Annotated in this window: 20 protein-coding genes; 5 read left to right on the forward strand and 15 right to left on the reverse strand. The window is 54.7% G+C overall.

The features are described 5' to 3' along the window. Position 1: 1 nt before the first annotated feature. From ACGHAD_RS13920 to ACGHAD_RS13940, 5 genes are all read left to right on the forward strand, one after another. Entirely contained in the window at positions 2-1153 is a 1152-nt protein-coding gene (locus ACGHAD_RS13920; protein WP_339615846.1) for a 3-dehydroquinate synthase, read from the forward strand. Continuing rightward, positions 1141-2250, forward strand: a complete 1110-nt coding sequence (gene eboE / locus ACGHAD_RS13925) for a metabolite traffic protein EboE (RefSeq protein WP_382418040.1) — start codon at positions 1141-1143, stop codon at positions 2248-2250. Before ACGHAD_RS13920 ends, eboE begins: the two co-directional genes overlap by 13 nt. A gap of 54 nt (positions 2251-2304) precedes the next feature. Beyond that, positions 2305-3714, forward strand: coding sequence for an alkaline phosphatase family protein (locus tag ACGHAD_RS13930; protein ID WP_382418038.1), 1410 nt, complete (start codon positions 2305-2307; stop codon positions 3712-3714). Then, complete coding sequence (locus ACGHAD_RS13935) at positions 3698-4420, forward strand: UbiA family prenyltransferase (RefSeq protein ID WP_339615843.1); 723 nt, start codon at positions 3698-3700, stop codon at positions 4418-4420. The genes ACGHAD_RS13930 and ACGHAD_RS13935 overlap by 17 nt, the downstream gene beginning before the upstream one ends. Positions 4421-5166: 746 nt before the next feature. Beyond that, positions 5167-7539: a glycosyl hydrolase family 18 protein gene (locus ACGHAD_RS13940; RefSeq protein ID WP_382418036.1), complete on the forward strand. Its 2373-nt coding sequence runs from the start codon at positions 5167-5169 to the stop codon at positions 7537-7539. 67 nt (positions 7540-7606) lie between these two features. Here the strand turns inward: ACGHAD_RS13940 and ACGHAD_RS13945 are convergent, their stop codons facing one another. From ACGHAD_RS13945 to ACGHAD_RS14015, 15 genes are all read right to left on the reverse strand, one after another. Further along, entirely contained in the window at positions 7607-9580 is a 1974-nt protein-coding gene (locus ACGHAD_RS13945; protein ID WP_382418034.1) for an endo-1,4-beta-xylanase, read from the reverse strand. A gap of 209 nt (positions 9581-9789) precedes the next feature. After that, positions 9790-11142, reverse strand: coding sequence for a PepSY-associated TM helix domain-containing protein (locus ACGHAD_RS13950; protein WP_382418032.1), 1353 nt, complete (start codon positions 11140-11142; stop codon positions 9790-9792). 12 nt (positions 11143-11154) lie between these two features. Next, complete coding sequence (locus ACGHAD_RS13955; RefSeq protein WP_382418030.1) at positions 11155-13428, reverse strand: TonB-dependent receptor; 2274 nt, start codon at positions 13426-13428, stop codon at positions 11155-11157. A gap of 108 nt (positions 13429-13536) precedes the next feature. After that, positions 13537-13869, reverse strand: a complete 333-nt coding sequence (locus ACGHAD_RS13960) for a multidrug efflux SMR transporter (RefSeq protein WP_339615838.1) — start codon at positions 13867-13869, stop codon at positions 13537-13539. Continuing rightward, positions 13869-14636, reverse strand: a complete 768-nt coding sequence (locus ACGHAD_RS13965) for a sulfite exporter TauE/SafE family protein (protein WP_339615837.1) — start codon at positions 14634-14636, stop codon at positions 13869-13871. Before ACGHAD_RS13965 ends, ACGHAD_RS13960 begins: the two co-directional genes overlap by 1 nt. A 57-nt stretch (positions 14637-14693) precedes the next feature. Next, entirely contained in the window at positions 14694-15764 is a 1071-nt protein-coding gene (glsA, locus tag ACGHAD_RS13970; RefSeq protein ID WP_382418027.1) for a glutaminase A, read from the reverse strand. A gap of 36 nt (positions 15765-15800) precedes the next feature. After that, positions 15801-17060 (reverse strand): DcaP family trimeric outer membrane transporter, encoded by a 1260-nt coding sequence (locus ACGHAD_RS13975; RefSeq protein ID WP_382418025.1) that lies wholly within the window; start codon positions 17058-17060, stop codon positions 15801-15803. A gap of 157 nt (positions 17061-17217) precedes the next feature. Next, a complete protein-coding gene (locus ACGHAD_RS13980) occupies positions 17218-18447 on the reverse strand; it encodes a beta-ketoacyl-ACP synthase (RefSeq protein ID WP_339615834.1) in 1230 nt (409 codons plus the stop codon). After that, on the reverse strand, positions 18444-19670 hold the full coding sequence (locus tag ACGHAD_RS13985; protein ID WP_382418023.1) for a beta-ketoacyl-ACP synthase: 1227 nt from the start codon (positions 19668-19670) through the stop codon (positions 18444-18446). Before ACGHAD_RS13985 ends, ACGHAD_RS13980 begins: the two co-directional genes overlap by 4 nt. Then, the gene (locus ACGHAD_RS13990) at positions 19670-20395 is read right to left on the reverse strand and encodes a 3-ketoacyl-ACP reductase FabG2 (RefSeq protein ID WP_382418021.1); all 726 of its coding nucleotides are present in this window, start codon (positions 20393-20395) and stop codon (positions 19670-19672) included. The genes ACGHAD_RS13985 and ACGHAD_RS13990 overlap by 1 nt, the downstream gene beginning before the upstream one ends. Then, positions 20392-20898, reverse strand: a complete 507-nt coding sequence (locus ACGHAD_RS13995; RefSeq protein WP_382418019.1) for a hypothetical protein — start codon at positions 20896-20898, stop codon at positions 20392-20394. The genes ACGHAD_RS13990 and ACGHAD_RS13995 overlap by 4 nt, the downstream gene beginning before the upstream one ends. After that, complete coding sequence (locus ACGHAD_RS14000; protein ID WP_382418017.1) at positions 20895-22073, reverse strand: beta-ketoacyl-ACP synthase; 1179 nt, start codon at positions 22071-22073, stop codon at positions 20895-20897. Before ACGHAD_RS14000 ends, ACGHAD_RS13995 begins: the two co-directional genes overlap by 4 nt. A gap of 2 nt (positions 22074-22075) precedes the next feature. Continuing rightward, entirely contained in the window at positions 22076-22585 is a 510-nt protein-coding gene (locus ACGHAD_RS14005) for a hypothetical protein (protein WP_382418015.1), read from the reverse strand. Further along, entirely contained in the window at positions 22586-23836 is a 1251-nt protein-coding gene (locus tag ACGHAD_RS14010) for an NAD(P)/FAD-dependent oxidoreductase (protein ID WP_382418013.1), read from the reverse strand. Positions 23837-23846: 10 nt separating this feature from the next. Then, on the reverse strand, positions 23847-26177 hold the full coding sequence (locus ACGHAD_RS14015; protein ID WP_382418011.1) for an MMPL family transporter: 2331 nt from the start codon (positions 26175-26177) through the stop codon (positions 23847-23849).

A 26177-nucleotide genomic window follows, 5' to 3' on the forward strand; every position in this document is an offset into this window, starting at 1 on the left:
CGTGCCCGTGCGACAGATTGATCAAAGCTTTACCATGACCTACCAGTTCCCGGTCTGCTTCGACCGGGATACCCTCGCGCCCGAAAACCCGTTGCTGCGGGATATTGTCGAGCGCGCTGGCGACGGGCCGCACCGAGTGCTGCCGGTCATTGATCAAAATGTGCTGGAGGCACATCCCGATATCGTCGACCGCTTGCAGCTGTACGCCGACACCCACGGCGAAGCGCTGGAGCTGATCGAGCCGCCGCTGATTGTGCGCGGCGGCGAGATCAGTAAGTCCGAGCCAACCGAGGTGGACGAGTTTTATCTGCGCACGCAAACACAAAATATCGATCGCCACAGTTTTGCGTTGGTAATCGGCGGCGGCGCGGTGGTCGATGCCATTGGCTATGCCGCCGCAACAGCCCATCGGGGCATTCGGCTGATCCGTATGCCCACCACCGTGCTGGCGCAAAACGACGCCGGTATCGGGGTAAAAAATGCCATTAATTATCGTGGCCGGAAAAATTATTTAGGCACTTTTGCTGCGCCTTTTGCGGTGATTAACGACTTTGATTTTTTAGCCACGCTGCCGGCGCGCGATAAAGTATCGGGCATTGCCGAGGCCATTAAAGTCGCACTCATTCGCGACGGCGAATTTTTTAGTTGGCTGCACGACAACCGCGAAGGCTTAGCCGCGTTTAATGCCGAGCCCACCGAGTACATGATTACCCGCTGCGCCGAGCTGCACTTAAACCATATTCGCACCAGTGGCGATCCGTTTGAGCAAGGCAGTGCCCGACCGCTGGACTTTGGTCACTGGTGCGCACACCGATTAGAGGAAATCTCGGCCAGTGAATTGCGTCACGGCGAGGCCGTCGCCATCGGCATCGCGCTCGATTCAATCTACTCGCACCTCAAAGGCATGATCAGTATCGACTCGCTCAACCGCATTCGTGCCACCCTTGAGGGCGTTGGTTTTACCCTGAGCCACGCCGCGCTTGAGTCGCTGGATATTAATAAGGCACTGCAGGATTTTCGCGAGCACTTAGGGGGCAAATTGTGCATTACCCTGCTCACCTGCGAAGGGGCCGCGCAAGAGGTTGATGAAATTGACCACGTGTTAATGGAGCGCTGCCGCCAGCACTTGCTGGAGGGCACATGGCCGAGCTGACCTATTGCAGCAACATTCACCCGGGCGAGCACTGGGCCGATGTAATGCACAACCTGGACAGTCACGCTCTGGAGGTAAAAGCGCAGCTTAATTCCAGCGCCCCCTTCCCTCTCGGGCTGCGCATTGCCCAGCAAGCCGCGCTTGAGGCCGACGCGCAAGCGATCGCCGAGTTTCGCGCTTGGTGCGAACAACACAACTGCTACTTATTAACCATCAACGGTTTTCCCTACGGCACGTTTCACAACCGCCGCGTAAAAGAAAACGTTTACCTACCCGACTGGCGCACCAGCGACCGTGTCGACTACAGCAAACGACTGGGAGATTTGGCGGTAAAGCTTGAGCCACGCGCTAAACGTATTTCTATTTCCACCGTCCCCATTGCCTTTAAACCCGCGTTTGATGAGACAGCCGAACACGAGTGGGAGATCGCCTGCGCCAATGTGCGCGAGGTAGCCGAACACTACTACCAGCTCTACCAACAAACCGGAGTTTTCTTGGTGCTCTCGCTTGAGCCCGAGCCCATGTGCGTACTCGAAACCACCGACGAAGCCATTGGCTTTTTTAAACGCTTGCGCTTACCCGAGCGCCTGCGTCAGCACGTCGGCCTGTGCTTTGACTGCTGCCACCAAGCGGTAGAGTTTGAAGATGCTCAGGAGTGTTTACAGCGCCTTATCGACGAAGAGATCCCCATTGGCAAGGTGCAGGTATCCAGCGCCCTAAAAGCCACTGGCGACGAGATCACAAAACTACTCAACTTTGACGAGCCGGTGTACTTACACCAAGCGGTCGCGCACTGCCCACAAAGCGGACGGCTACACCGCTTTACCGACTTATCCGACTTTAAAAATGCGCTGCAACAAGGGCAGCGTTTTGATGAGTGCCGGGTACATTTTCACATTCCTATTTTTCTTGAGCACCTCGGCGAGTGCGGCACCACCCAAGACTTTTTGCGAACCCTGCTGCCGTTACTGGATAAAGACACGCCACTCGAAGTTGAAACTTATAGCTTTGCCGCCATCCCCGAGCACCTGCGTACCGACACGGTCAGTGCTAGCATTGCGCGAGAACTCCTTTGGGTTAAAGCGCTGCTACACTGAATCCAGCTGTCTAAATAGTCGCCGCAACATTTACTGCCAACACGAGGCCCCAAAATGCAAAGAACCGTCGTTCTCAACGTGGTCGGCCTGACCCGCGCACTCTTGGGTGAGCACACCCCCAACATCAACAAACTCGCTGGCCGCAGCACCACCATTAAGCCGGTTACACCCGCGGTTACCTGCTCGGCACAGGCGACTTACTTAACCGGCAAGCTGCCCAGCGAACACGGTATCGTCGCTAACGGCTGGTACTTTCGCGATCAAAATGAAGTCTGGCTGTGGCGCCAAAGTAACAAACTAATTCAAGCCCCCAAGATTTGGGATATGGCGCGCGTGCGCGATAAAGACTTTACCTGCAGCAATACTTTTTGGTGGTACGCCATGGCCACCGATGCCGACTACACCTTGACGCCGCGGCCACTGTACTGCGCCGATGGCCGCAAGCTACCCGACTGTTACACCTATCCGTTGCAGCTGCGCGAAACCCTCAGCAAAAAATTTGGCAACTTCCCGCTGTTTAATTTTTGGGGGCCGGCCACTAGCATTAAATCCACCCGCTGGATTGCCGATGCCGCTATGCACATAGAGGCCGAGCACGAGCCCACCTTGCAATTGGTTTACTTGCCACACTTGGATTACTGCCTACAAAAAGTCGGGCCCGATGGCGACATCGCCAAAGACCTACAAGAAATTGACGATTTAGTGGGCGAGTTACTGGATTACTTTAGCGAGCGCAATTGCCAAGTAATACTGTTATCCGAATATGGCATTGTGCCCGTCTCGCGGCCCGTGCACCCCAACCGCATCTTACGCGAGGCCGGCAAGCTATCGCTTAAGGTAGATTTGGGCCGTGAGTATTTAGACTTTGACACGTGCCGCGCCTTTGCCATGAGCGATCATCAAATTGCTCATGTGTATGTGCAAGCCAAAGCGGATATCGCCGAGCTTAAAGCATTGTTCGTCAACACTGAGGGCGTGGCAAAAGTGTTAGAAGGGGCCGAGCGCGCCGAATACGGGCTCGATCACGAACGCGCTGGCGAGTTGGTATTGCTGGCCGAGCCGGACAGTTGGTTTACCTATTACTACTGGAACGACGAAGCCCAGGCGCCCGACTTTGCCCACCAAGTGGAGATTCATCGCAAGCCGGGCTTTGACCCCTGCGAGCTGTTTCTTGACCCGCGTTTGAAATTCCCCAAACTTAAAGTGGCCCGCCGCTTGGCACAAAAGAAAATGGGGATGCGCTATGTGCTGGATGTGATTTCAACCGACCCAACCCAGGTAAAAGGCTCGCATGGTATCTACGATGGCAGCGATTACTCCACCCCGGTATTGATGAGCACCGCGCCCGATTTATTACCCGATCATCAAGTACACGCCACCGATGTCTGCGATTTAATTTTGCAGCATATTTTTAATGAACAAACTCACTCTACGACGGAGCAAGACCATGCCACTGACGCTTAACACCGCCCTAAAACTCGGCCGCGTCAGTAACCTACCCACCGTATGGATGAATGCTATTGCCAGTATCGCGCTAACCAGTGCGGCTTTGGGGACAGGTTTTCCCATCCTCGCTTGTGGTTTGGTTTTACTGGCATTGTCGTGCTTTTACGCAGGCGGCATGAGCCTTAACGATTACTGCGACCGCCATTGGGACGCCGAACGTCAGCCTTACCGTCCTATTCCCGCAGGCAGTATCAAAGCTGGCAGCGTACTTACGTTGTCTTTGGCTCTGTTTAGCGCAGGCTTTATTCTGCTGTGGTTTACCCCCAACGCTCGCGGCATTCTGGCGGCGGGCGGATTACTCGCGCTTATTGTCGCCTACGATGCATGGCATAAACGCCACTGGAGCACTGTGGCACTCATGGCCAGTACGCGCCTTGGGGTTTATTTGGTGGCCGCGTTCGCCATTGCCGGCTCTGCCACTCAAGCGGTGGTCCTGTTGGGGCTTATTCAATGCGGTTACACCCTGCTAGTGACGGTGGTGGCACGAGCCGAAAACAAGCGTCCCCAGGGCTACGGGTTTCCTGTTATTCCATGGATGATTGCCGGTATGGGTCTAGTGGACGGTATCGCATTAGCGTTACTGCTTTCCCCTGTGTGGCTACTTGCCGGTATCGCTACGGTGGTATTAACCCGCTGGGGGCAACGCTATGTGCGAGGTGACTAGCCCACTCAGTGCCACGCTACATCGCACCATAATAGTCAAACAAAGGGAATGCGTGTGAGCTAACCTCCGCACCCAAACCATCAGTTCTGGTGCCTTCTGCTGCTTACTTGGGCTGCCGAGCGCACCGGGGCAAATCGCCACAGCCTTGGCGCGCGCAACCATTAACAGAACCTTTAAGCAAAGATTCACCAGAGCTTCAGCCCCCACTTCGCCCTTGCGGCTTTTATAAAATCGTTTATATCGCATACCGGTCCAACCTCAAACAGCCTTTTCAGTACCGACGCCCTCCTATCGTCACATGGCGCGATTTGCCCTCTGTCTAAAACACGTTACACCGCCAGCGCACCTAACGTGATTGCTTTAAGGTCCGCGGGCTCCATCCAATAAATAATAATTATATGGAATAAAAGATTTAAAAACCGGGAATCCATGTAATTAAAATAAGTGTTTTCATGCCAAACATGATTATTTTTCGATCTAACCGGCTTATTTTTATCACAGTTTTTAACAAGGTCACACTTTAACCGACCACTTATTGACCGAGGTATAGGGTCTTACGGCAGAATGTGACAACGTTGTCTAACAGGGATGCACAACTCCGGGTAAATCTACGGAGACAGCGCTGAGGTAAAAAGTGTCACTACTGCAGGACGAGCAGCGGCACTGCCAGCGGTTGTGTATCGAGCCCTTATGTTGGGAGCGATCAATTGCGACCGCCCATACAACAACATAACAGGGATAACCCCATGAAAATATTGCACTCCATTGGCTTGTGCTCTGTGGCCGCTATCGCGGCACAAAGCGCCCAAGCCTACACCTGCACTAATCTCGATAGCTGGAACGCGCAAACCGCCTACACCGGCAGCTCACAAGTACAGCACAGTGGCGAGGCCTACCAAGCTAACTGGTGGACTCAAGGAGACGATCCGAGCAGCAACTCTGGCCAGTACCAACAGTGGTCCAGCCTCGGCACCTGTGATGGCTCTAATCCGGACGCCAATCAAGCGCCGCTCGCCCGCGTTAATGGCCCCTACAGCGGTATGCCTGGCGGCACAATTGCGTTCGATAGCGCCGGCTCGAGCGACGCCGACGGTAACATCGCCAGCTACGCATGGGACTTTGGTGATGGCGGCAGCAGCACGCAAGCCTCACCATCACACAGCTACGCCTCGGCCGGTAACTACAGCGTCTCGCTCACCGTCACCGACAACGAGGGCGCCAGCGCCAGCGCCAGTACCAGTGCCACTATCAGCGCCGACCCGGGCGATCCAAACGACTGTAATGCTGCTGTCTATATGGCCGGCACCCAATACGCCGCCGGTGACATTGTGCAAAACGCCGGACAAGCGTATCGCTGTGACATCGCCGGCTGGTGCTCGTCATCCGCAAGTTGGGCCTACGAGCCTGGCAATGGCGCTCACTGGCAAGACGCCTGGAGCCAAACAGACTCCTGTGGCGACCCAAACACCAATGTAGCGCCCACCGCGCAAGCCAATGGCCCCTACTCGGGCAGCGCCGGCGGCAGCATTACCTTTAGCAGTAATGGTAGCAGCGACAGTGACGGCAGCATCAGCGCCTACCGTTGGGACTTTGGCGACAGCACCACCAGCACCGCCGCCAACCCATCTCACAGCTATAGCGACGCGGGCACTTATCAAGTCACCCTAACGGTTACCGACAATGCCGGTGCCACCGATGCCGACAGCGCCAACGTAACCGTGGTGGCCGCCGACCAAAACCAACCGCCCGTGGCGCAAATTAACGGCCCGTTTAACACCGACGCTAACACCAGTATTAGCCTGTCTAGTGCCGGCAGCGCGGACCCGGATGGCAACGTTGTCGGCTACAGCTGGAACTTTGGCGATGGCAACAGCAGCACGGCCGCCAACCCCAGCCACAGCTACAACAGCGATGGCCAGTACACTATTACGCTAACCATTACCGATGACGAAGGCGCCACCGACAGCGTTACCACCACCGCTACGGTAGGCACGGTTGACGTCACTCATGGCGATAAAGTTATTGGCTATTTCACCAACTGGGGTGTTTACGATCGCGACTATCACGTCAAAGATATTCACACCAGCGGCTCAGCCGAAAAGCTAACGCACATTGTGTACGCCTTTGGTAATGTGCAAAACGGCAAATGTGTGGTGGGCGATTCGTACGCCGATTACGACAAAGCTTATAGCGCGGCCGAGAGTGTCGACGGCGTTGGCGATACCTGGGATGCTGGCGCACTGCGTGGCAACTTTGGTCAGTTACGTCGTTTAAAAGCCATGTACCCACAAATTAAAGTGGTGTGGTCATTTGGTGGCTGGACTTGGTCTGGTGGTTTTGAGCAAGCCGCCGCTAACGCTCAGCAGTTTGCCCAATCGTGTCACGACTTAGTCGAAGATCCACGCTGGGCGGATGTATTCGACGGGATCGACATCGACTGGGAATACCCTAACGAATGCGGCCTAACCTGTGACAACAGCGGCTTTGACGGCTACAAAAACCTGATGCGCGCTCTGCGGCAAGAGTTTGGTCAAGACGCTCTTGTAACGTCCGCTATCGGTGCAGGCGAGGCTAAGATCAACGCCGCTGACTATGGCGGTGCAGCGCAGTACCTCGACTTTTATATGATCATGACCTACGACTTCTTTGGCGCTTGGAATAAGCAAGGTCCTACCGCGCCCCACTCACCTTTGTATACTTACGATGGCATTCCGCAGGAAGGTTTTACCACCAACCACGGTATTGAAGTGTTGAAGAGCAAAGGCGTTCCCGCCGAGAAGATCATGCTGGGTATCGGCTTTTACGGTCGCGGTTGGACCGGCGTCAGCCAAGCCGCCCCCGGCGGCACCGCAACCGGCGCAGCCAGCGGCACCTACGAAGCGGGCATTGAGGACTACAAAGTCCTTAAAAACACCTGCCCAGTGACCGGAACCTTTGCCGGTACAGCTTACGCCAAGTGCGGCAATAACTGGTGGAGCTACGACACCCCTGCCACCATTAACGGCAAGATGCAGTACGTTAAGCAGCAAGGCTTGGGCGGCGCGTTCTTTTGGGAGCTAAACGGCGACACAAGCAATGGTGAATTAATTAACGCCATTGATAGCGGCCTTAGCAACTAAACGCCACATGGCTAGCAACATAAAAAACGGCGGCCTAGGCCGCCGTTTTTTTTACTAAATATTAAACCTATTGCGGCGCAAGCTGCAGCGTAAACTCGCTCTCGCCACCGGGTAATAGCTCAATCGTGCGTTGTACCTGCTGGCCATCAGCCATCACGGTTACCTTGTACTTACCGTAAAAGCCCCGACTGCTAAACTCGCCAGCGTCACTCGACAGGCCCGAAAAATCATTCCACCAAGTGTCATAAATGGCTTGCTTCCAGGCAACCGCGTTGGGTTTTTCTTGCCAGCTTTGCGTGTACATTGCGGCGTTGGGGTTCCAGTGGGCGCCAGCCCAAAAGCCCCAGTTTTGTACGCCTACGGTGGCTGGATGACTGAAAAATATGGTGAGAAAATCCCGGGTAAAATCCGCCTGTAACGCTTCGTCCGTGGTGTTAACGTCAAACTCGGTGGAGCGAATTTTTAAATCGGGAAACGCCTGATGAAAACGCTCAATAATATCGTAAATACGCGAGATCGATGTAGGGGAGTTACCAAAGTGGCTCTGCAAGCCGATACCGTCAATCGGCGCGTTAGCATCTTGTAAATACTGGATCGTCTGCTGGTAGTGATCCTGATGCGCAAAGTTACGCCCGCCCCCCGACAAAATCGAGTAGTCATTAATATACAGTTTGTGAGCCGGCAAATTGGCGCGGGCTTGCTCAAACCAATCTACCATCACCTCATCGCCAAAGGCATCCATTAAATAATGGTTATCGTAGGGCTCATTTAATACATCCCACTCGTCCAACACGCTCGCCGTGGCACTGGTGATATCATCGATATGATCCAGTGTTACTTGCTTCGCCGTCGGGTCGGCCGCCGCGGGATTACCCTCAGGCAAATAGCCTTGCATTAACTCCGGCAAATTGCGCTTAGAGGGCCACACCAACACGTGGCCACGGGTGTAAAAGTCGTGATCTTGCAGCCACTGCAGTGCCGCGATGGTGGTGGTTTGATTAAAGCTACTGCCCCACTCGCCTTCCCATGGGCCCCACTTTAAGTCGTTTTCGGGTCCACTTTGGTTAAATAGCTCCAGTACTTTCTCACGGTAAATGTCACTGTCATCACCTTCACCCATCAAAATATTGCCTACGGTAACCGAGCCAAAGTGATAAGCGTGTTGTACAAACTCAACATTAACGTCGGCACCACTCACGGCCGCGCCATCGGCATCGACGACGTTTACGGTAAAGTCCCCCTTGCGGTATTGCTCGATACGCGCATTAGCGTCTGCCCGCCAACTGGCGTCCGGCTCCCGGCCAACATAGCTCAGTTTAGTCAGCGGTAAATCGTCCATCGTTAAGGTATTGCTATAATTCAGCAACTGCACACCACCCACCTCAAACACTTGCGCGCGGTCGCCATCGCCAAAGCCCACTTTAACAATCGTTTCACCGGCAGCTTCGGAGCGCGGCATTTGCAATGGAATAAAGTACTCTTCCCATTCGCCCGTACTGTTTAATTCGTGCTGAACGTACTTGGTAAAATCGGGCGTCTCCATAAACACAGTGGCAAAGCCGGCACCGGTTTCGTAGGTGTTCTCGACCGAGCGAAAATACAAATGCAATAACAGCACATCGCCATCGTTTAGGGCTACGGTGGTGGGATACTGCAACTGACCATTGTAAAACTCGCCCGACGGGTTGCTAACCGACACGCGCACCGCTTGCGAGAACTCCTCGTGCTCGGCGTCAACGGTTTCGGCCGAGCCCACGGGGCCGGCGTTATTGCCTTCCCAAAACGCGTATCCGGTTGCCGGCGTTGAGGTAATAACCGATACGCCGCCTGCCGGTACCTTGGTAACAGGTTCTGGCTGGGGTTCAGGTTCAGGTTGGGGTTCCGGCTCTGGTTGGGGCTCGGGCTCCGGTTCGGGCTGGGGCGTTACCGCTGGTGGGCTGCTAGTACCACCGCCGCCGCTACCGCAAGCGGTGACAAGCAAAGCATACGATACGATAAACAATAAAGCCCAAAAAGAGCGACGGGCGTGATGAGCGTGCATGTGTGACCTCCTAACTTCTTGTTATAGTTAATTGCACTATAAGCTAGGTTGCCAACATGGTAAATAGGCAGTAAGCGTCACCAGAACGCATCATCCACTGGTATCAACATAAAACGTCACGACGTGCAAAAGAGGCGCAATGCGCTGCCAGAAAGGCTTTGGTAAAACCCGCCGTTTGGTCGATATGACGTTTACTACAACCGATATTGCTACGGGTTCGTTGCCGGTGTGAGCCCCAACCAGTGGCGTAGCGCGGGTATACGGCGCAACACTAACCACTCAAGTAACAATACGGCGATCATAGAAAGGCCCACCAATGGCAAAGCAACACCCAGCGCGAGGATCAGCCCCGTCACCACCATAGCGGCATTACCCGCGGGCATAGCAGCTGGCGCCCCCAGCCGTTTTGCCGGCTTACGACGCCACCAGAGTATGGTCCCGCTCACGCATAACAGCACTAAGCCCAGTGTGGTCAGGACACCCAGTAATTGGTTAAACCAGCCGAACAAGTGCCCTTCGTGCGCGGCAATTCCAAAACCTATCACTCGGTCTAAGGTGCCCTTTTGAGCAAAGTTTTGCGCCCGCTGAACATCTCCGGTGCGCCCGTCCAGCCAAACGGTCGCCCGCTTAGGTCGGTTTTGGCTCAGCGAGCTGGCTTTAATGACCAAGGGCTCGCTGGCCGCTACCGACAACTCTACGGGTTGCGCCATAGTTAAATCCTGCACGGCGCGCACCACGTGATCGGGCAAATCAACAGACTCAACGGCTTGTGGCCGCCACGCCGGCGCCGCTTTAACCGCACCACTGCTCCAGCTCTGCACCACCGGAGCCGAATTCCACTGACGCAGCTCTTTAAATGCCGCGCCCCACACAGTCGTCCACGGCAGCCCCGAGACCAATAAAAACAGCGTAAAGCTTGCCAACCAAAAACCCGTAACGGCGTGAATATCTCGCCAAAAAATGCGCCGTCCCTGGCGCAATCGAGGGTATAACACGCCAGCGAATCCGTTCGACGTGCGTGGCCACCACAAATACAAACCAGTGACCACCAGGATGACTGCCCAACAGGCGGCAAGCTCGACAATCACCGAGCCCGCCGTACCGGCCAAAAGCGCGCCATGAAACGCTTTGACCTGCTGCATAAACTGATCGCTATACGGAATTACTTTGAGTGCTTTATTTTGATACGGATCGACATAGACCAGTGTCCGCGCGCCGGCATCATTCACACTGATAATCGCCGCGCTAGTAGCATTTGCCGGCAGTTGATACGTCATAAATTGCGCACCCGGAACGGCGGCGCGCGCCGTCGCGATTTGCGCATTCACCGACACAGAGGTAGCGCCCACCGGCAACTGCTGATAGGGGCGATCAACCCAGGCCTCAAACTGCGGTTTAAACAAATAAATCGCACCCGATAGCGCCAAAATAATTACAAACGGAATGCAACAAACCCCGGCGTAAAAGTGCCAGCGCCACACAGTGCGATACAAACGCTGAGGGCGAGACTTTTGCGGCCGGACACCTTCCCGGGGCGCGGTGTGACTAACGGCTTGATTCATTGCTTAACCCACTTACCAATCGTACGAAAAATTAACGTAGAGTGTGCGCCCAGGCCAAGGGTGTGCCACATAGGCGATCTCGTTAGTGAGGTTGTCGATACCGACACCGGCTTTAAAATGCTTAGAGAACTGATAACTACTTTTAAAGCCCAGCCGAGTATAACCGTCTTGCGCGCCGTACACATTGTCAGCGGTATCGGTATTATCTAAACGACCATAGCTATTGCTGGCATATTGCACGCTGCCGCCCACATCCCATTTATCGCTTAGGTGATAGGTCGCCAACAGGTTTCCACGCCACTTTGGCATACGCGGAACTTGATTGCCCTCTATGGATGGGTCGGCGGCGTTGCGGCGAATTTCGGCATCGGTATAGGCAAGATTAAAACGCACATCGAGGTTCTCGAGCCATAAATTATAGGCATTAGCGATAAACTCCACACCGCGAGTGCGCACCGAATCAATGGGAATAAACGTACGAATAGACGTGCCGCCGGGTAACGTCGTCGCTTGAGACTCAATAGAGTCATCAATGTCGTCTTGGTAGATATTGACGCGCAGGTAGCCGTTATCCAGCTCCCGCTGCAGCATAAGGTTTTGGTGCAAACCATCTTCCGGTTTTAGCTCAGGGTTTGCCTCGCTAACAGAGTTGTAAGCCTCGTACTGACTAAACAATTCTTCGACAATCGCAAAACGGTACGCTTGCCCAATCGAGTAACGCAACTGCCATTGCGGCGCTGGGGAATAACCCAACGAGAACTTGGGCGAGAAGCGTGCAATATCGTTGCCCGGCACCTTCTCAAGATCAAACTCTGGCGTCGCGGCATCGTCGTTAGAATAATACCCCCCGTCACTGCGCCAATCTTCATAGCGGCCACCAAAACTTACATCCCACTGCTCGGATAACTGCCAGTTAAACTGCGCAAACACGGCAGCGATATCGGTACGGCCGCCACTGCGACTGGTGTAAGCATCTTTACTGCTGGCGAGATAATTATCCGAGGCGTATACGTCGTAGTTAAGCTCATACGCCTCATAGCGCGCCCCGGTAATAAAATCCAAGCCCGGCACCACAAAGTCGTTAACACTCAGCTTAACATCGGCCGTTTGCCAGCCAGTGTCGTCGTAATCTGCGACCTGGCCCATAAGATTGTAATCAGGGTGCATCGGGTTCGTAGCCGAGCTGCGAGTAACGTCTTCGAGAATATCAAACTGGCTAACATTGGCCTCCAGTGTTGTTTGCTCGGTCAACTCACCAAGCAAACGCAACCCTAGCGACAAACTGCGACGATCGGCACTGCTAACATTAAGGCGATTGCTGGGCACGCTGTAATACTGTCCATCCTGCTCGATTGTGCCACCCCAAAACGACTCACCGCTGGCGGTGGTTAAATAGCTATTGGCACGACCGGTATCCGAGTGGCGATCTTCATAGGCCACGTTGAGCAACGTTGAGAAACGACCAAATTCATAACCGGTTTTAAATTTAAGATTATCGGTGGTGGTATTAATGACGCCCGTATCGCCAAAGTACAAACGCTCAACATCCTGTGAGTCGGCGCCGAGTATGCCCCCGGTTACCGACGTAGCCGTGGTGTCTGCCGCGCTATTGCCCGCATAGTAAAACGACTGCGGTTGGGAATCGTTTTCGAGGTGGTTATACGATAAATAAACACTTAAATCGCCAAACTTATCGCCGTAAGAGGCAAAGCCTTTATACCCACTGACGTCATCATCAAAACCGTAATCGTTAAAGCTTTGGCTAAAGAAAGAGCCATCGACATGGACCTGACGCTCTTGGGGGATGGCCGTTTCGATATTGACCACACCACCCATGGCGTTGCCGCTGTACTCAGCCGAAAACGGCCCGTAGATCACATCGACGCGGGCGATCTCACTGGCCGACACCATAGTCCAGCGCGGTGCGCCGCTCCAGCGCGACTGCAACAAATAATGCAGCGGCACGCCATCGGCAAACACCATTGAGCGTGAGGTTTGAAACATATTGGCGCTGCGAATACCCAAAGTGCCATTTGAGTCGCCAATAAAGCGCCGGCGAATTACCAAGCTCGGTTCGTACTTCACCACATCCTCGGTGGTGGCAACATTAATACTGGTTAAATCTTGCGGGTTCAGTACGCTGGTAGGCCCAACCCGCTCGGCGCTGGAGCCTTCATCTTGCGTGCCCCACACGGTGATTTCTTCTACCGCCGGAGCCTGTGCTCCCGCTTTGACCGACAAGAGCGCCGTCATCAGTACTGCAATTGATATTTTTGTTGTTGTCATTGTTCTCCCCCAGTGTGGAAAGAACTTTACGGTACCGCGCGGTGCCCGCACAGTGACAAATTGTCGCACCTAGGCGCCACGCAGGCGACGCGGTCACAGTTTGGGAGTTTAATGACTCACGGTTTTAGAGAACACGTTAATAATTACGACACCCGTAACAATCAAACCCAGGCCCAGTAATGCGGCGCCATCGAGCTTTTGGTCGAACACCAACCAGCCCACTAAAGCAATAAGCGCCACTCCCACCCCAGACCAAATCGCATAGGTAACACCAAGGGGCAAGCTTTTAACCACTTCTGATAAGCAATAAAATGCCACGCCATACCCCAACACCACCACAACTGACGGCCAGAGACGGGTAAACCCCTCAGCGGATTTTAAAGCCGAGGTGGCAATCACCTCTGAGACGATGGCAATAACCAATAACATCCAAACCATCACTAGCCTCCAAACCACACCAGTACAGACTCACCCACCAACTTAAGGCCTGCCACGGCGAGCAATAAATAACACACCCCGTAAAACCATGTATCGCTCACCCGGTGATGCAAAAACACCCCTAGCCGCACACCAATAGGCGCCAGCGGCAGCAACACCAACGAGGTGACAAAAGCACTTAAATCCAATTGCCCCATCGCTACATAAGGCACTAACTTAATAAAATTGACCACACTAAAAAACAATACCGTAGTGCCCACAAACAAGGTGCGCGGTAAATGCTGCGGCAGTAAATAAATAGAAATAGGCGGACCACCGGCGTGGGCAATATAGCTGACAAAGCCGGCGATACTACTCCAAAAACTACCGCGCACCACGCTCGCCTTTTGCACCGCTACACGCTGCAAAATATGCCGGCCCCACAGGTAGTGCCCGACAAAATACAGTGCCATTAACCCCACCATCAGGCGGATCATATTGGCATCCATATAGGTAAACATAGCCGCGCCAAGGGCGAGACCAAGCATGGCACCGGGAAACATGATTTTAAGGTTGCGCTTATCCCACTGGCCGCGAAAACTCCACAGGCTCACCAGATCCATACTGCACAAAATGGGGAGTAAAACAGCCGCGGCTAAACGCGGATCGACAGCCAGCGATAACACCGGCACCGCAAGCGAGCCAAGCCCGCCACCAAAACCGCCTTTTGATAAACCTACTAGCAATACTACGGGTACTGCTAGTAGGTAAAACAACCACTGATCTATCATCGCACCGCCGGATTAAACATTATCGGCGCGATTTTACACCAACTGCTTACATACGTCTTACTTGGGCGTCACTTGGTAGGGGTTTCCACCCAGCGCATTCGAGATATCGGCAATCGCTTTTTGCGCCCGTACGCTGTTGCCAGCGGCATCCAGTGGCGGCGAGATCACCGCAATACCAAACTTGCCGGGCGAAACCGCAACAATGCCACCCCCGACACCACTTTTAGCAGGCAAGCCGGTTTTATACAGCCATTTACCGGCATCGTCGTACAGCCCTGCGGTGGCCATCACCGCCAGAATCTCTGGCACGTTTTCGGTTTTAGTCACCTGCTTACCCGTTACCGGGTTTTTACCACCATTCGCCAGGGTGGCAGCCATTACGCCTAAATCTTTGGCGTTAACCCCCACAGAGCACTGGCGGGTATAAATATCAGTGGCACGCAAAAAATTATTATCGATATGACCATAGGCGTGCATCAAAGAAGCGATTGCCTGGTTGCGCTGATTGGTCGCCGCTTCTGACTCATAAATATCGTTTAGTACGGTTAGTTTACGACCGGCAAACTGTTCGTATTTAGTCAGAATTTTTCCCCAGATTTCATCGCCGTCTTTACCATCTACCAGGCTTGTTGTGGTAATAGCGCCGGCATTAACCAGCGGGTTCATCTCGGCGCCCTGATATTGCTCGATCGCGACAATGGAGTTAAACACTTGGCCGGTGGCATCCACCCCCATATTTGTAACCAACTCCTCAGTACCGTCTTGATCCATCACCAGCGCCATGGTGTACACCTTGGAGATCGACTGAATGGATACCTCAGAGCTGATATCACCTACGGTATAAAGCTTGCCATCGGTGGTAACAAGGGCAATGCCGTAAATATCCGAGTCGACCTTTGCCAAGGCCGGAATGTAATCGGCGTTGGCGCCCTCATCGATATTTTTATACTTATCGTACGCCGCTTTTAAGGCGCCCTCGATATTCTCTTGGGTTAGCGAGAGCTCGGCCCCATGGGCTGCCGCAACGGATACCAGACTCAGGGCCAAACCCACAAGGAGCTTAGCGGCACGCGCATACAGCGTGTTAATGTGCCGCCCCACAAACCTCTTTTCCATTTTTCGCATCATCGTTCACTCCCTGCTGCCATTGGCATGCGCAATTTTTTAAAAATCTTGGCTAGAAAAAGAATACTTAAACGAAACCTGCACGCGATTATCCGTGCCCGCTGCTCCATTAAAATCAGTGCGCTGTCCCCAAAGGTATTCAACCCCCAGCAACAGGTTTTTACGCGGTACAAACAGCACATTGGCCGACAGGTACTCACCTTTTTTGAAGGCAGAGCCCAACTGAAATGCCTGGTTGTCCACCTCAGTAAAACTGTAGCCCATCGATGAGCTGTAGCGATCGCTCCACTGGTGGTCGTAATAAGCAATCACACCCAACAATGGCACGCTGCTAAGTGAGTCGGCACTCAGCCCTTGGGGCGCCATATCCATGCCGCCGTCGTTCATATAGCTGGCGATACCCTCGCCGTAAACCGTACCCAAGCGCACAGTATTATGGCCCACTTTAAGCGTACCGGTTAGGTTTACGCCCCACCCGAGATCACTGCCAGAGGGCTCGTTGTCGGTGCTTTGTACTGATTCATACGCCACATCGCGCAAAATACCGGCCACTTGAAAATGCCCCCAATCGGCTTCGCGGCGAAAATGCGCGGTCAGATCGGGCAATGGCTGATCGCCGGTAATATCGTATCCCGCCGCCCCCAAAATACCATCGTCGACATCGTTGCCGGGTTTTTCAATCGCTACCGCCAATGTGTTAGTGCCGCGCACAGGCGTCCAGCGAATTTGCGGGTTGCGCAAAAACACCATGCCCGCCGGCCCCCAGTAATCAATCACATTGGGGAAAACATTGCCGTCCATAAACAGGGAGTTGGTTTGGCCGGCCAAAACAGACTGCCACTCGCCATAGGCGTGACGCACGCGCATGGTGGTTTGACCTTCGTCACTGCCGACACCGTATAAATCAAATTCAAAAACGGTATGGATGCTATCGTCGCCCAGCGGTAACGTTGCCTCGACGCCTAAACGGCTCTGGCGCACACTGGCAATGGTTTGGCCCTCGCTGCCGTACTGGCCATCTTGGGTGGGAATGCGCGAGGGCCTTAAAGTGGCCTCCCAGTTGGGGTTAACGCGCTCAAAGTCTTGAATCATATCCAGCTGAGCAAAACCGTAGACCACAAAATTCTTCGCGCGCGCAGCCGTGTTTTGCTCCCCGGCGGTAACCCGCGCCTGCAACGCATTGAGTTGCGCCCGCGTTTGCTCAAGCTCGCGCTGCACTTCGTCTAACTCAGCGCTATAGACGCCAGCGCTGCAAACCAATCCCATCAGTAGCGACACTTGAACGATTGCTTTCACCATGACTTCCCCTTGTCAACAAATCCCGACGGCGAGCGTCTGACGCCAAATGGCGCGATGCCTTAGACTATAGGAGCAATTCAGTGAATCAACAATGTGTGAGGGTAAGTTCTAGGATTTAAATGCGACGCCGCACCAAAAGCATTTATTCGAGCGATATTTACGCCACATTAACGCGAAAGATTAACGAGGTGTTAATCCCGCCAAAAGCAAAATTATTGCTCATTAGAGTATCGCCATCGGTGGTGCGGGGCGAGCCGATAATATAATCAAGCGCGGCACAATCTGGGTCCACCTGAGATAAATTAAGGGTTGGCATCAGCCACTGCTCGCGCATCATAGCAATACTCGCCCACGCCTCAATGGCACCGCTGGCGCCCAAGGTGTGACCAATATGCCCTTTAATGCTGCTCACAGGTAGGGAATCGCCAAACAACCGCTGTGTCGCCAGACTCTCGGCAACATCACCCCAGGGTGTGGCGGTACCATGAGCATTGATGTAATGAATCGCCTGTGGCGCACAGCCGGCATCGCGTAAAGCCAGTGCCATGGCCGCTTGCATGCTATCGGCGTCGGGCTGGGTAATATGGGCACCATCGGCATTGGTACCAAACCCGATCACCTCGGCATAAATAGTGGCGCCACGCGCCTGTGCATGATCGAGCGACTCCAAAATTAACGTGCCCGCCCCTTCGCCAATCACTAAGCCATCGCGGTGAGTATCAAACGGGCTGGGGGTCGAGCCAGGGGTATCGTTTTTGGTACTGGCGGCGCCAAAGGTATCAAACACCGCGGCCTCTGACGGACACAGCTCTTCGGCGCCACCAGCGATCATCACCGATTGATAGCCACTTTTAATCGCCTCATAGGCATAACCGATCCCCTGGCTGCCAGAGGTACAGGCCGACGATGTGGTGTACACCCGCCCTTTTACACCAAAAAATATACTTAAGTTAATGGCCGTGGTGTGGCTCATCATTCGCACGTATGTGGTAGCGGTTACCCGGGTTAAATCCTGGCGGTTAAGTAGCTCGGCAAACTCTCGCGTAGCCGGGGTGCTGCCAGTGGATGAACCATAGGCAATGCCGCATTGACCGCTGGCGATAACCGGATCATTAATTAAGCCCGCATCCATAAGCGCCAACTCAGTGGCACGAGTGGCCAGTTGTGCCACTCGGCCCATGCCGCGCACTTTTTTACGCGGGTAAGAGCTGGGCATTGCAAAATCATCCACCGGGCCCGCCAACTGGGTGTCTAAGCCTTTATAGTCGGCCCACTCTGGCATAACCCGGATACCACTGCGGCCGCCTTTTAAGGCGCCGGACAGGCTTGCCCAGTCGCTGCCAATAGAGGTAACCCCGGCCATGCCGGTCACAACCACCCGGTTCATGCAGAGTAGCGCTTAATAATCAAAGACGTATTGACGCCGCCGAAGGCGAAGTTATTACTCATCACATAGTCGCAATCAATAGCGCGACCGGCGTGTTGAATATAATCCAGCTCGGCGCACTCGGGGTCGACACGATCAAGGTTAATGGTCGGGGCAAACCACTGGCTGCGCATCATCTCTACACTCATCCACGCCTCCAGTGCGCCACAGGCGCCTAAGGTGTGACCGATGTAGCTTTTTAGCGAGCTGATGGGTTTACCTTCGCCCAGGGCGGCTGCGGTCGCGCGGCTCTCGGCGATGTCGCCTTTGGCGGTGGCAGTGCCGTGGGCGTTGACGTAGCCGATAGCGTCGGGGCTGACCTTAGCATCGGCCAGCGCCAGCTGCATGGCCCGAGTCATAGTCTCGGCGCTGGGCTCGGTGACGTGGGCGCCATCGGAGTTAGTGCCGTAACCGACAATCTCACCCAAAATAGTCGCGCCGCGAGCGCGGGCGTGCTCGTACTCTTCTAGTATTAACGAGCACGCACCTTCGCCAATCACCAGTCCGTCGCGCTCAGCATCAAACGGGCGCGGGGTTAGGTTTGGCTCATCATTGCGCGTACTGGTGGCAAACAAAGTATCAAACACCGCGATCGGTGTTACGTGAAACTCTTCGGCGCCGCCAGCCACCATAACGTCTTGCATGCCGTACTTAATCGCCTCGTAGGCGTAACCCACCCCCTGACTGCCGGAGGTACACGCCGACGCGGTAGGGATGATCCGCCCGGTCATATTAAAGAATAAACCGATATTCACCGTGGCGGTGTGGGTCATGGTGCGTAAATAAGTCGAGGCGTTTAAATCGATGGTGGTTTTATCAGTGACCACGCGGGTTAGCGCTGGCACATCGGCGGGCGTGCCAATACAGGAGCCATAAGAGACACCGGTACTGCCATTGGTTAAACACGGCTCGCCCACTAAACCTGCCTCGGTTAATGCTTGTTCCGTGGCGCTCACGGCCATCACCGACACGCGTCCCATACTGCGCAATTTTTTACGCGGATAATGCGCGGGCGTCGTAAAATCTACCGGAGCCCCCAAGCGGGTGTTAAGCCCTTCGATCTCATCCCATTCGGCAAAGCGCTGAATTTTATTGTGTCCAGCGGCCAATGCTGATTGCACATCCGCCCAATTGTTGCCCAAGGCACTGACGGCACCCACACCGGTAATCACGACTCTGCGCATTAGAGCATCCCACCGTTTACCGAAATAACTTGCCGGGTAATATAGCTGGCCGAGTCGCTCATCAGGTAACCCACTAAACTTGCCACTTCACGAGCCTCGCCAAAGCGCTTAAGCGGAATCATTTTTTTCGCCTCGTCAGCAAACACCTCATCGATCATATCGGTTTCGATAATGCCTGGCGCGACACAATTAACGGTGATTTTGCGCTTGCCAAGCTCAAGGGCTAGCGCTTTAGTTGCGCCGATTAAACCCGCTTTAGTCGCGCTATAATTCACCTGACCACGGTTGCCCGCCAGCCCGGCAATGGATGATAAAGTCACGATTCGGCCTCCGCTACGGGCCTGCACCATCGGCATCACCAACGGTTGTACGACGTTATAAAAGCCGTCTAGGTTCGTGTGAATCACACTGTCCCAATCATCTTCGCTCATGGCCGGAAACGCGTTATCGCGGGTGATGCCGGCGTTGCAAACAACGCCGTAAAAGGCGCCGTGATCGGCCACTAAAGCATCGAGCACGGCGCGCGTCTCGGTGCGATCGGCGACATCAAAACACACCAGCTCGGCATCGGCGCCCAGCGCGCGAACCTCCTCGACCACGGCCTCACCTTGAGCGCGGTTGGTGCGGCAGTGCACGGTGATGGCAAACCCTTGACGGGCCAGCTCAAGAGCGATTTCGCGACCGATGCCACGGCTCGATCCGGTAACCAGTACCCGGCGACTCATGGTGTTACTCCTTGTGTTTTCTTTGATTGTGACAGCGGTGATGCTGCTGACAACGTTTGCGGCTCAGTTGCCGCTATATAGGCGGCAATATCGTCGGGCCGGTACGCGGTAAAAATCGCCTCGGCCAGCAAGTCGGTGCGGTTGTGTATCGTCCCGCGAAAAGCGACCAAAGGGCCGTCAACTAAGTTGGCGTGTACACGAATACGCAAAGGTTCTCCCAGCGCAAACAACGGGCAGTGGGCAGTGTACTGCCGTGAGCTGATTAAAAACGCCGGCTCGATCGGCTTGCTCAAGCGAGTATCCTCAATACCCACCCACACAGCGGCGGCTTGAGCCATGTACTCAATCCCCGTCCAAGCGGGCACACCGCCCCGAGACGCATCGTAAAAAATATTGTCTGCCAGAATATGCGCCTCGACCTCGACCTCTAGCGGCGAGCTACTGAGTAGTGTATCCACCAAACGCATCGGCGCTTGGTGAGGAATATAGTTAGCTAAGCTCACGCGCGCGAGTCCCCCAAAACAACAACGGCATTATTGCCCCCAAAGGCAAATGAATGACTCAGCAACACCCGTGGCGAGGCGGGTAACAGCAGGCTATTGTGCTGCGCAAGCTGTAGCTCGGGCAGTGCCGGGTCGGGACTATTGTCCCACACATGAGGCGGCGCACAGCTTTCAATTAAAGCCAACCAACACAGTGCGACTTCAGTGGCGCCCGCCGCCCCCAAGGTATGGCCCACCTGGCCTTTACTGCTGCTGCAAAACGGCTGATGACCAAACAGTCGTGCTACCACCGCCGACTCCATGGCATCGTTTAGCGGTGTACCAGTGCCGTGCAAATTGATGTAATCCACATCATCTAGCCGGCATTGCGCCGCTGCCAGCGCTGCCCGAATAGCCGCTTCAGCGCCGGCACCAGAGGGGTCAGGCGCCGAGATATGATGGGCATCGGACGAGGCACCAACGCCAAGCAACTCGATGTCGTGGAGTAATGGCTCCCGGGTGACTAAAAAAAACGCCGCCGACTCACCAATGTTAATACCAGCGCGGTTTACACTAAAAGGCACACAGGGCTCGACACTAACCGAGTCGAGCGCGGCAAAGCCATTTACCGTTAAACGACACAAACTGTCGGCGCCACCGGCAATCACAGCATCGGCCAGACCGGCATCCAATAAACGCTTGGCCGAACCCAGCGCGTGGGCGCTGGATGAGCAGGCGGTCGATAACGTGTAAGCGGGCCCGGCGGCGCCCGTAAAACCTGCCACTAACGCCGACAAGTTGCCGATCTCTTGCTGGCGGTAATCGTAACTGGCCGGCAACCGCCCGGTTTGCTGCAGCGCTTTAATTGCCGCCTCGCCCTCGGCAATACCCGAGGTGCTGGTGCCGGCCACCACCGCCACACGCTCGGCGCCATAGCGCTCCAGAGCCAATTCGATGGTCGAGCTAATTTGCGTCAGCGCCGTCACCGCGAGCTGCGCATTGCGGCTGCGCAAAGGTGACAGGGCATCTGGCAGGGGCGCCAGATCGGCCGTAACCGCGGCCGTATACGTCTGACGGCCGGGCACCCAATCGCAGGGCGTCAAGGCCCGCTGGCCGGCAAATAGCGCCTGACCCACGGCTTTTTGGCCGGCACCAAGGGCATTAACCAGCCCTAAATCTGTTAGATATGTCGCCATGGTTATCTCTCTAGAGGGGTCACGGTTACACGCCCCCCTTGCTGAGGCAAATCATATTGTTGCGGTCGCGCGGCATCCCAATACCAACTGGGGCGCCCCTGATAAGCCAAGCTTATCGATGTTGCGGTCTGATGCAACTGTAAACCTGCACTCTCGGTACATGCGCTCAGGGGTGTTGTACGCAAGCGCCACCAGTTATACCCCCACAATAAAACGGCGGGGTCGAGCCCGCGGTATAACGGCGAGCGTTCCAACGCCAATTGGCCACTCGCGAGAGTCGCCGTAAACTGCGGCGAGCCAATCGTATCCAGAGCAACAAACACCGTCTGTGCGTCGCTGCGCTCAGTGCGCAGCAATAAATGCTGCACTTGCTCGCCGTGCTGTACCGCTAAGCGCACCGTACTGTCGACGGCAGGAGCACAAGCGCCACTTGGGCTAAAGCGTGCGGTGCTAGTACACGCGCTCAGTAATACGCTGATAAATAATAGCAAGCCGGCTTTAACCGTGTGCATTCACGAAGCCTCTTCCGGCCGACAAAACTGGGCCAATGCATTCATACGCCGGGTTGGGTCTGCCACAAACGGGTTGGCTCTATCCCAAGCGTATCCGGCCAATACAGACGAGATCATATCTCTCACGCTAACGACTTGCCCTTCAAAAAAAATAATGTCCTGAAACAAGCCCTCGTACCAAGCGTCGACAAACACCCGAAAAGTATCAACCCCTTGGCGCAGCGGTTGTTCGTAATCGGCGTGCCAATCAACCGTCTCACCTTCAAGCTGACGCACCAAGGTTGCTACAGCCGTACTGGCCGAGCGCATGGCGATGGTAATGCCAGAGGAAAATATCGGATCGAGAAACTCACCCGCATTACCCAATAGTGCGTAGCGATCGGTGGCCAGCTGCTTTACATTGCGCGAATAACCCGAGAGCTTATTCACCGGTATTGGCCAGCTGGCGTTGGCCAACAGTTTGGCCAATACCGGCGCCTCGGCAATCAGCTCATGCAATAGCTGCTCGGGGGTTTCACCGCGCCGCTGGGCGAGCTTTTCGTCGCTGACAATCACACCGCAAGAGCATTTAGTATCACTGAGCGGAATCAACCAAAACCAAATGTCGCGCTCTTGGGGATGCACGGTTACCAAAATTTTATCGCGATCGAACGCCCCGGGAGCAATGCCGTCCTCCACATGGGTAAAAAATGCCTGACGCACCGGAAAATTGGAGGGCGTTTCTAAATCCAACAAGCGCGGCAACACCCGGCCAAAACCACTGGCATCCAATACGAAACGGCAATCTAATTGGGTAAGGCTACCGTCGTCTGCGCGAGCGGTTAAACGCGAGCCCGTGTCAGTAGCAACACAATCGGTGATGGCCTGACCAAAGCGGATATCCACACCGCGCGCCTCGGCTGCATCGGTAAGCAATTTATCAAATCGCGCGCGCTCTACCTGAAACGTAGTGCCCGGCCCCGCGGTAAACTTCTCTTCAAAATTAAACCAAGTATAACGATCACCCCACGCAAAGGCGGCACCGTTTTTATAGCGAAAGCCGGCATTGTTGACTACATCGGCAAGGCCGGCCTCTTCGAGATAGACCATACACTGAGGCAATAAACTCTCACCAATCGAAAAGCGCGGAAAGTGTTGTCGCTCTAACACCCGCACCCGATAACCTTTTTGCCACAGCAATGTTGCCGCAACTACCCCCGCTGGGCCCGCGCCAATAACAACTACATCTATACTTTCTATTGGCTCTGCCATAAAGATTCCATTACGCTTTTGTTGTTGTCCGTGCCAGCACGACCAGCGGCGCCAGAAAATACGCCAATAAAATGCCAATCAGTACCGTCAGGCCAAAACTGTGAATAGCGGCGGTGGCCGATAGCGCTAAAAGGCCGAACGATAGCACGGTCGTCAAGGTCGATAAACCAATGGCCAAACGGGTGCCCAACTGCTCTGAGTGCGCCTCGCGCAAAAACAAGGTGTAATCAATACCAATACCTAACACCAGCAACAGCGCCATCATATTAAAAACATTCAACGCCTGCCCCAGCGCACTGATGAGTGCCAAACTAACGGCACTGGCAAGCGCGGGCGGCAAAATCACCATCAAGGCACCCGGCGCACCGTAGCGACGCGCCAACAACAAAGCAATCACGCCGTAAGCGAGCAACAACAAACCCGTGGCGCTATGACGATAGTGCTGCAGCAAGCGGTCGGTGCGCGCCACAGGGTCAACCAGTGTGATGCCATCAACCCCCGCTAAAGCCTGTTTGATGGTATCTAACTCACGCGGTGCAGTTAGGCTTATCGCACTGTAATGCAAACCCTCCTCGACAAAATACAGGGGTAAATCGGGTCGCCCCATCAACACCGGCTGCAAAGCCTTTAGAGTAATCGTGTTTGATGTTGCACTGGCATCAAGCATTTGTTGATAGGCGCTATCGGTTAGCTGTAAACGCTGGGCAAGCTCTTCCAGCACCCCGGCATCGACCACCGCGCTTTGCCAAAGCGCACGATTTTCCTGCTGCTGGCGCGGCGAAGGCAACACTCGGGTCAGAGCATCAAAGCCGTCTAAAACTGACCCCTCTTGCAGTGTTTGCAAACGCTCGGCGGCTTTTTCAAGGCGATGCATTAACACCGTGTCGCTCGGCGCTTGCAGTAAAACATATTGCAGCGCTGCGCCCGCCCCCAAACTCTCACGCACCCGAGTTTCCATTTGCACCAGCGCCGGATCGGGGCGCTGCATTTGGCGAATACTGTCACTGGTAGGGGCTAAACTCAGCCAACCAATAAGCAGCAATAAAACCAAGAGCAACCAGCCGGGACGGGCCAGCGGTTGCAGTATGTACTCGTGGGCCCGACTCAAACCTCGCACCAAACGCTGCAAGTAAGTCGGCATAGCTCGCTTAGGCGCTTTGGCCAATAAGCTCGGATAACAGAACAAAACAGTGGCCAATGCCGTCACCAACCCCGCGCTCGATAACACCGCAATTTGGCTAAAGCCCGGAAAACCGGCCGCCATAAAACTGAGATAACCCACAACACTGGTGGCCAAACCAAGCACTAACGGCGGCAATAACCGGCGGCTGCCTTCACTGGCCACCCACTGGCGCCCAGTGGCCATGCGCGCGGCGAAATAATGCAAACTGTAATCGATGGCCACACCCACCAACGCTGCGCCAAACACCAATGCCATCACGTGTACCGCGCCAAATACCAACGCGCTAACCGCAAGGCCGGCCAATACCCCGGTGATTAACGGCACAAAGGCCAATAGCAACAACGCCGGAGAGCGAAACACCAGCAATAATAAAAGGATAATACCCAGCAGCGAGCCCGCGCCCACGGTAGAGATTTCTTGTCGTGCTTGATCAGTACCCGCCAAGGTATAAAACAGCGCACCGGTTTTAAGTACATCGGCGCCGGGTAAATCTGCCCAACGGCTTGCAGCGCGTGCCAGTGCCTCGCGGGCCCGATTTTGCAGTGCAACATTAAAAGGCGAGCCATTAAGTTCTAGCGGTAGTACGTAGTACCGGCGCTCATCAAGTGAAATATAAGCATTACCCGCCTGATCGAGACGGATATTGGTGCTGGGGGCAGTAGCGCGGCTAAAATCGGACAAAGAGCCAAGAGGATCATTAATAAGCGATTGGGCACTCATACCGCCGGGGCGCGTTAACAAACGCCGCTGGGCTTGGTCAACTAACTGATTAGGCGTTAGGTTGCTCAGTTTGTCGCGCCAGGCCTTGGTTAACAACGATGCGTTGTGACCGCGATAAAACTGATCCAGCAAACCCACCTGGCTATCGGCAGCAGCAACCTCAAAACAATCGCACTGACGTAACGTTTCAGTCAAAAACGGTAATGTTTTGCGGGCTAGCACTTCGTCATCCGCGCCAAACAAGAGTACCACCCGACGTTCAAAGCGCGCCGAAAACGCCTGCTCAACACGCGCCTCAGCGCTGCGTGAGTCAGCGTCGGGAAACAGCGCCAAGATATTGCTATTAAGAGCGAGCTTAGGCAGCTGCCAAACCATTAAGGCCAACATCACCAAAAGCCAAAAGCCACTTAAGCGCCGCGCCAGAGACAAGCTATTCAC

Source organism: Gilvimarinus japonicus, from assembly GCF_042847215.1.
Taxonomy (GTDB): domain Bacteria; phylum Pseudomonadota; class Gammaproteobacteria; order Pseudomonadales; family Cellvibrionaceae; genus Gilvimarinus; species Gilvimarinus japonicus.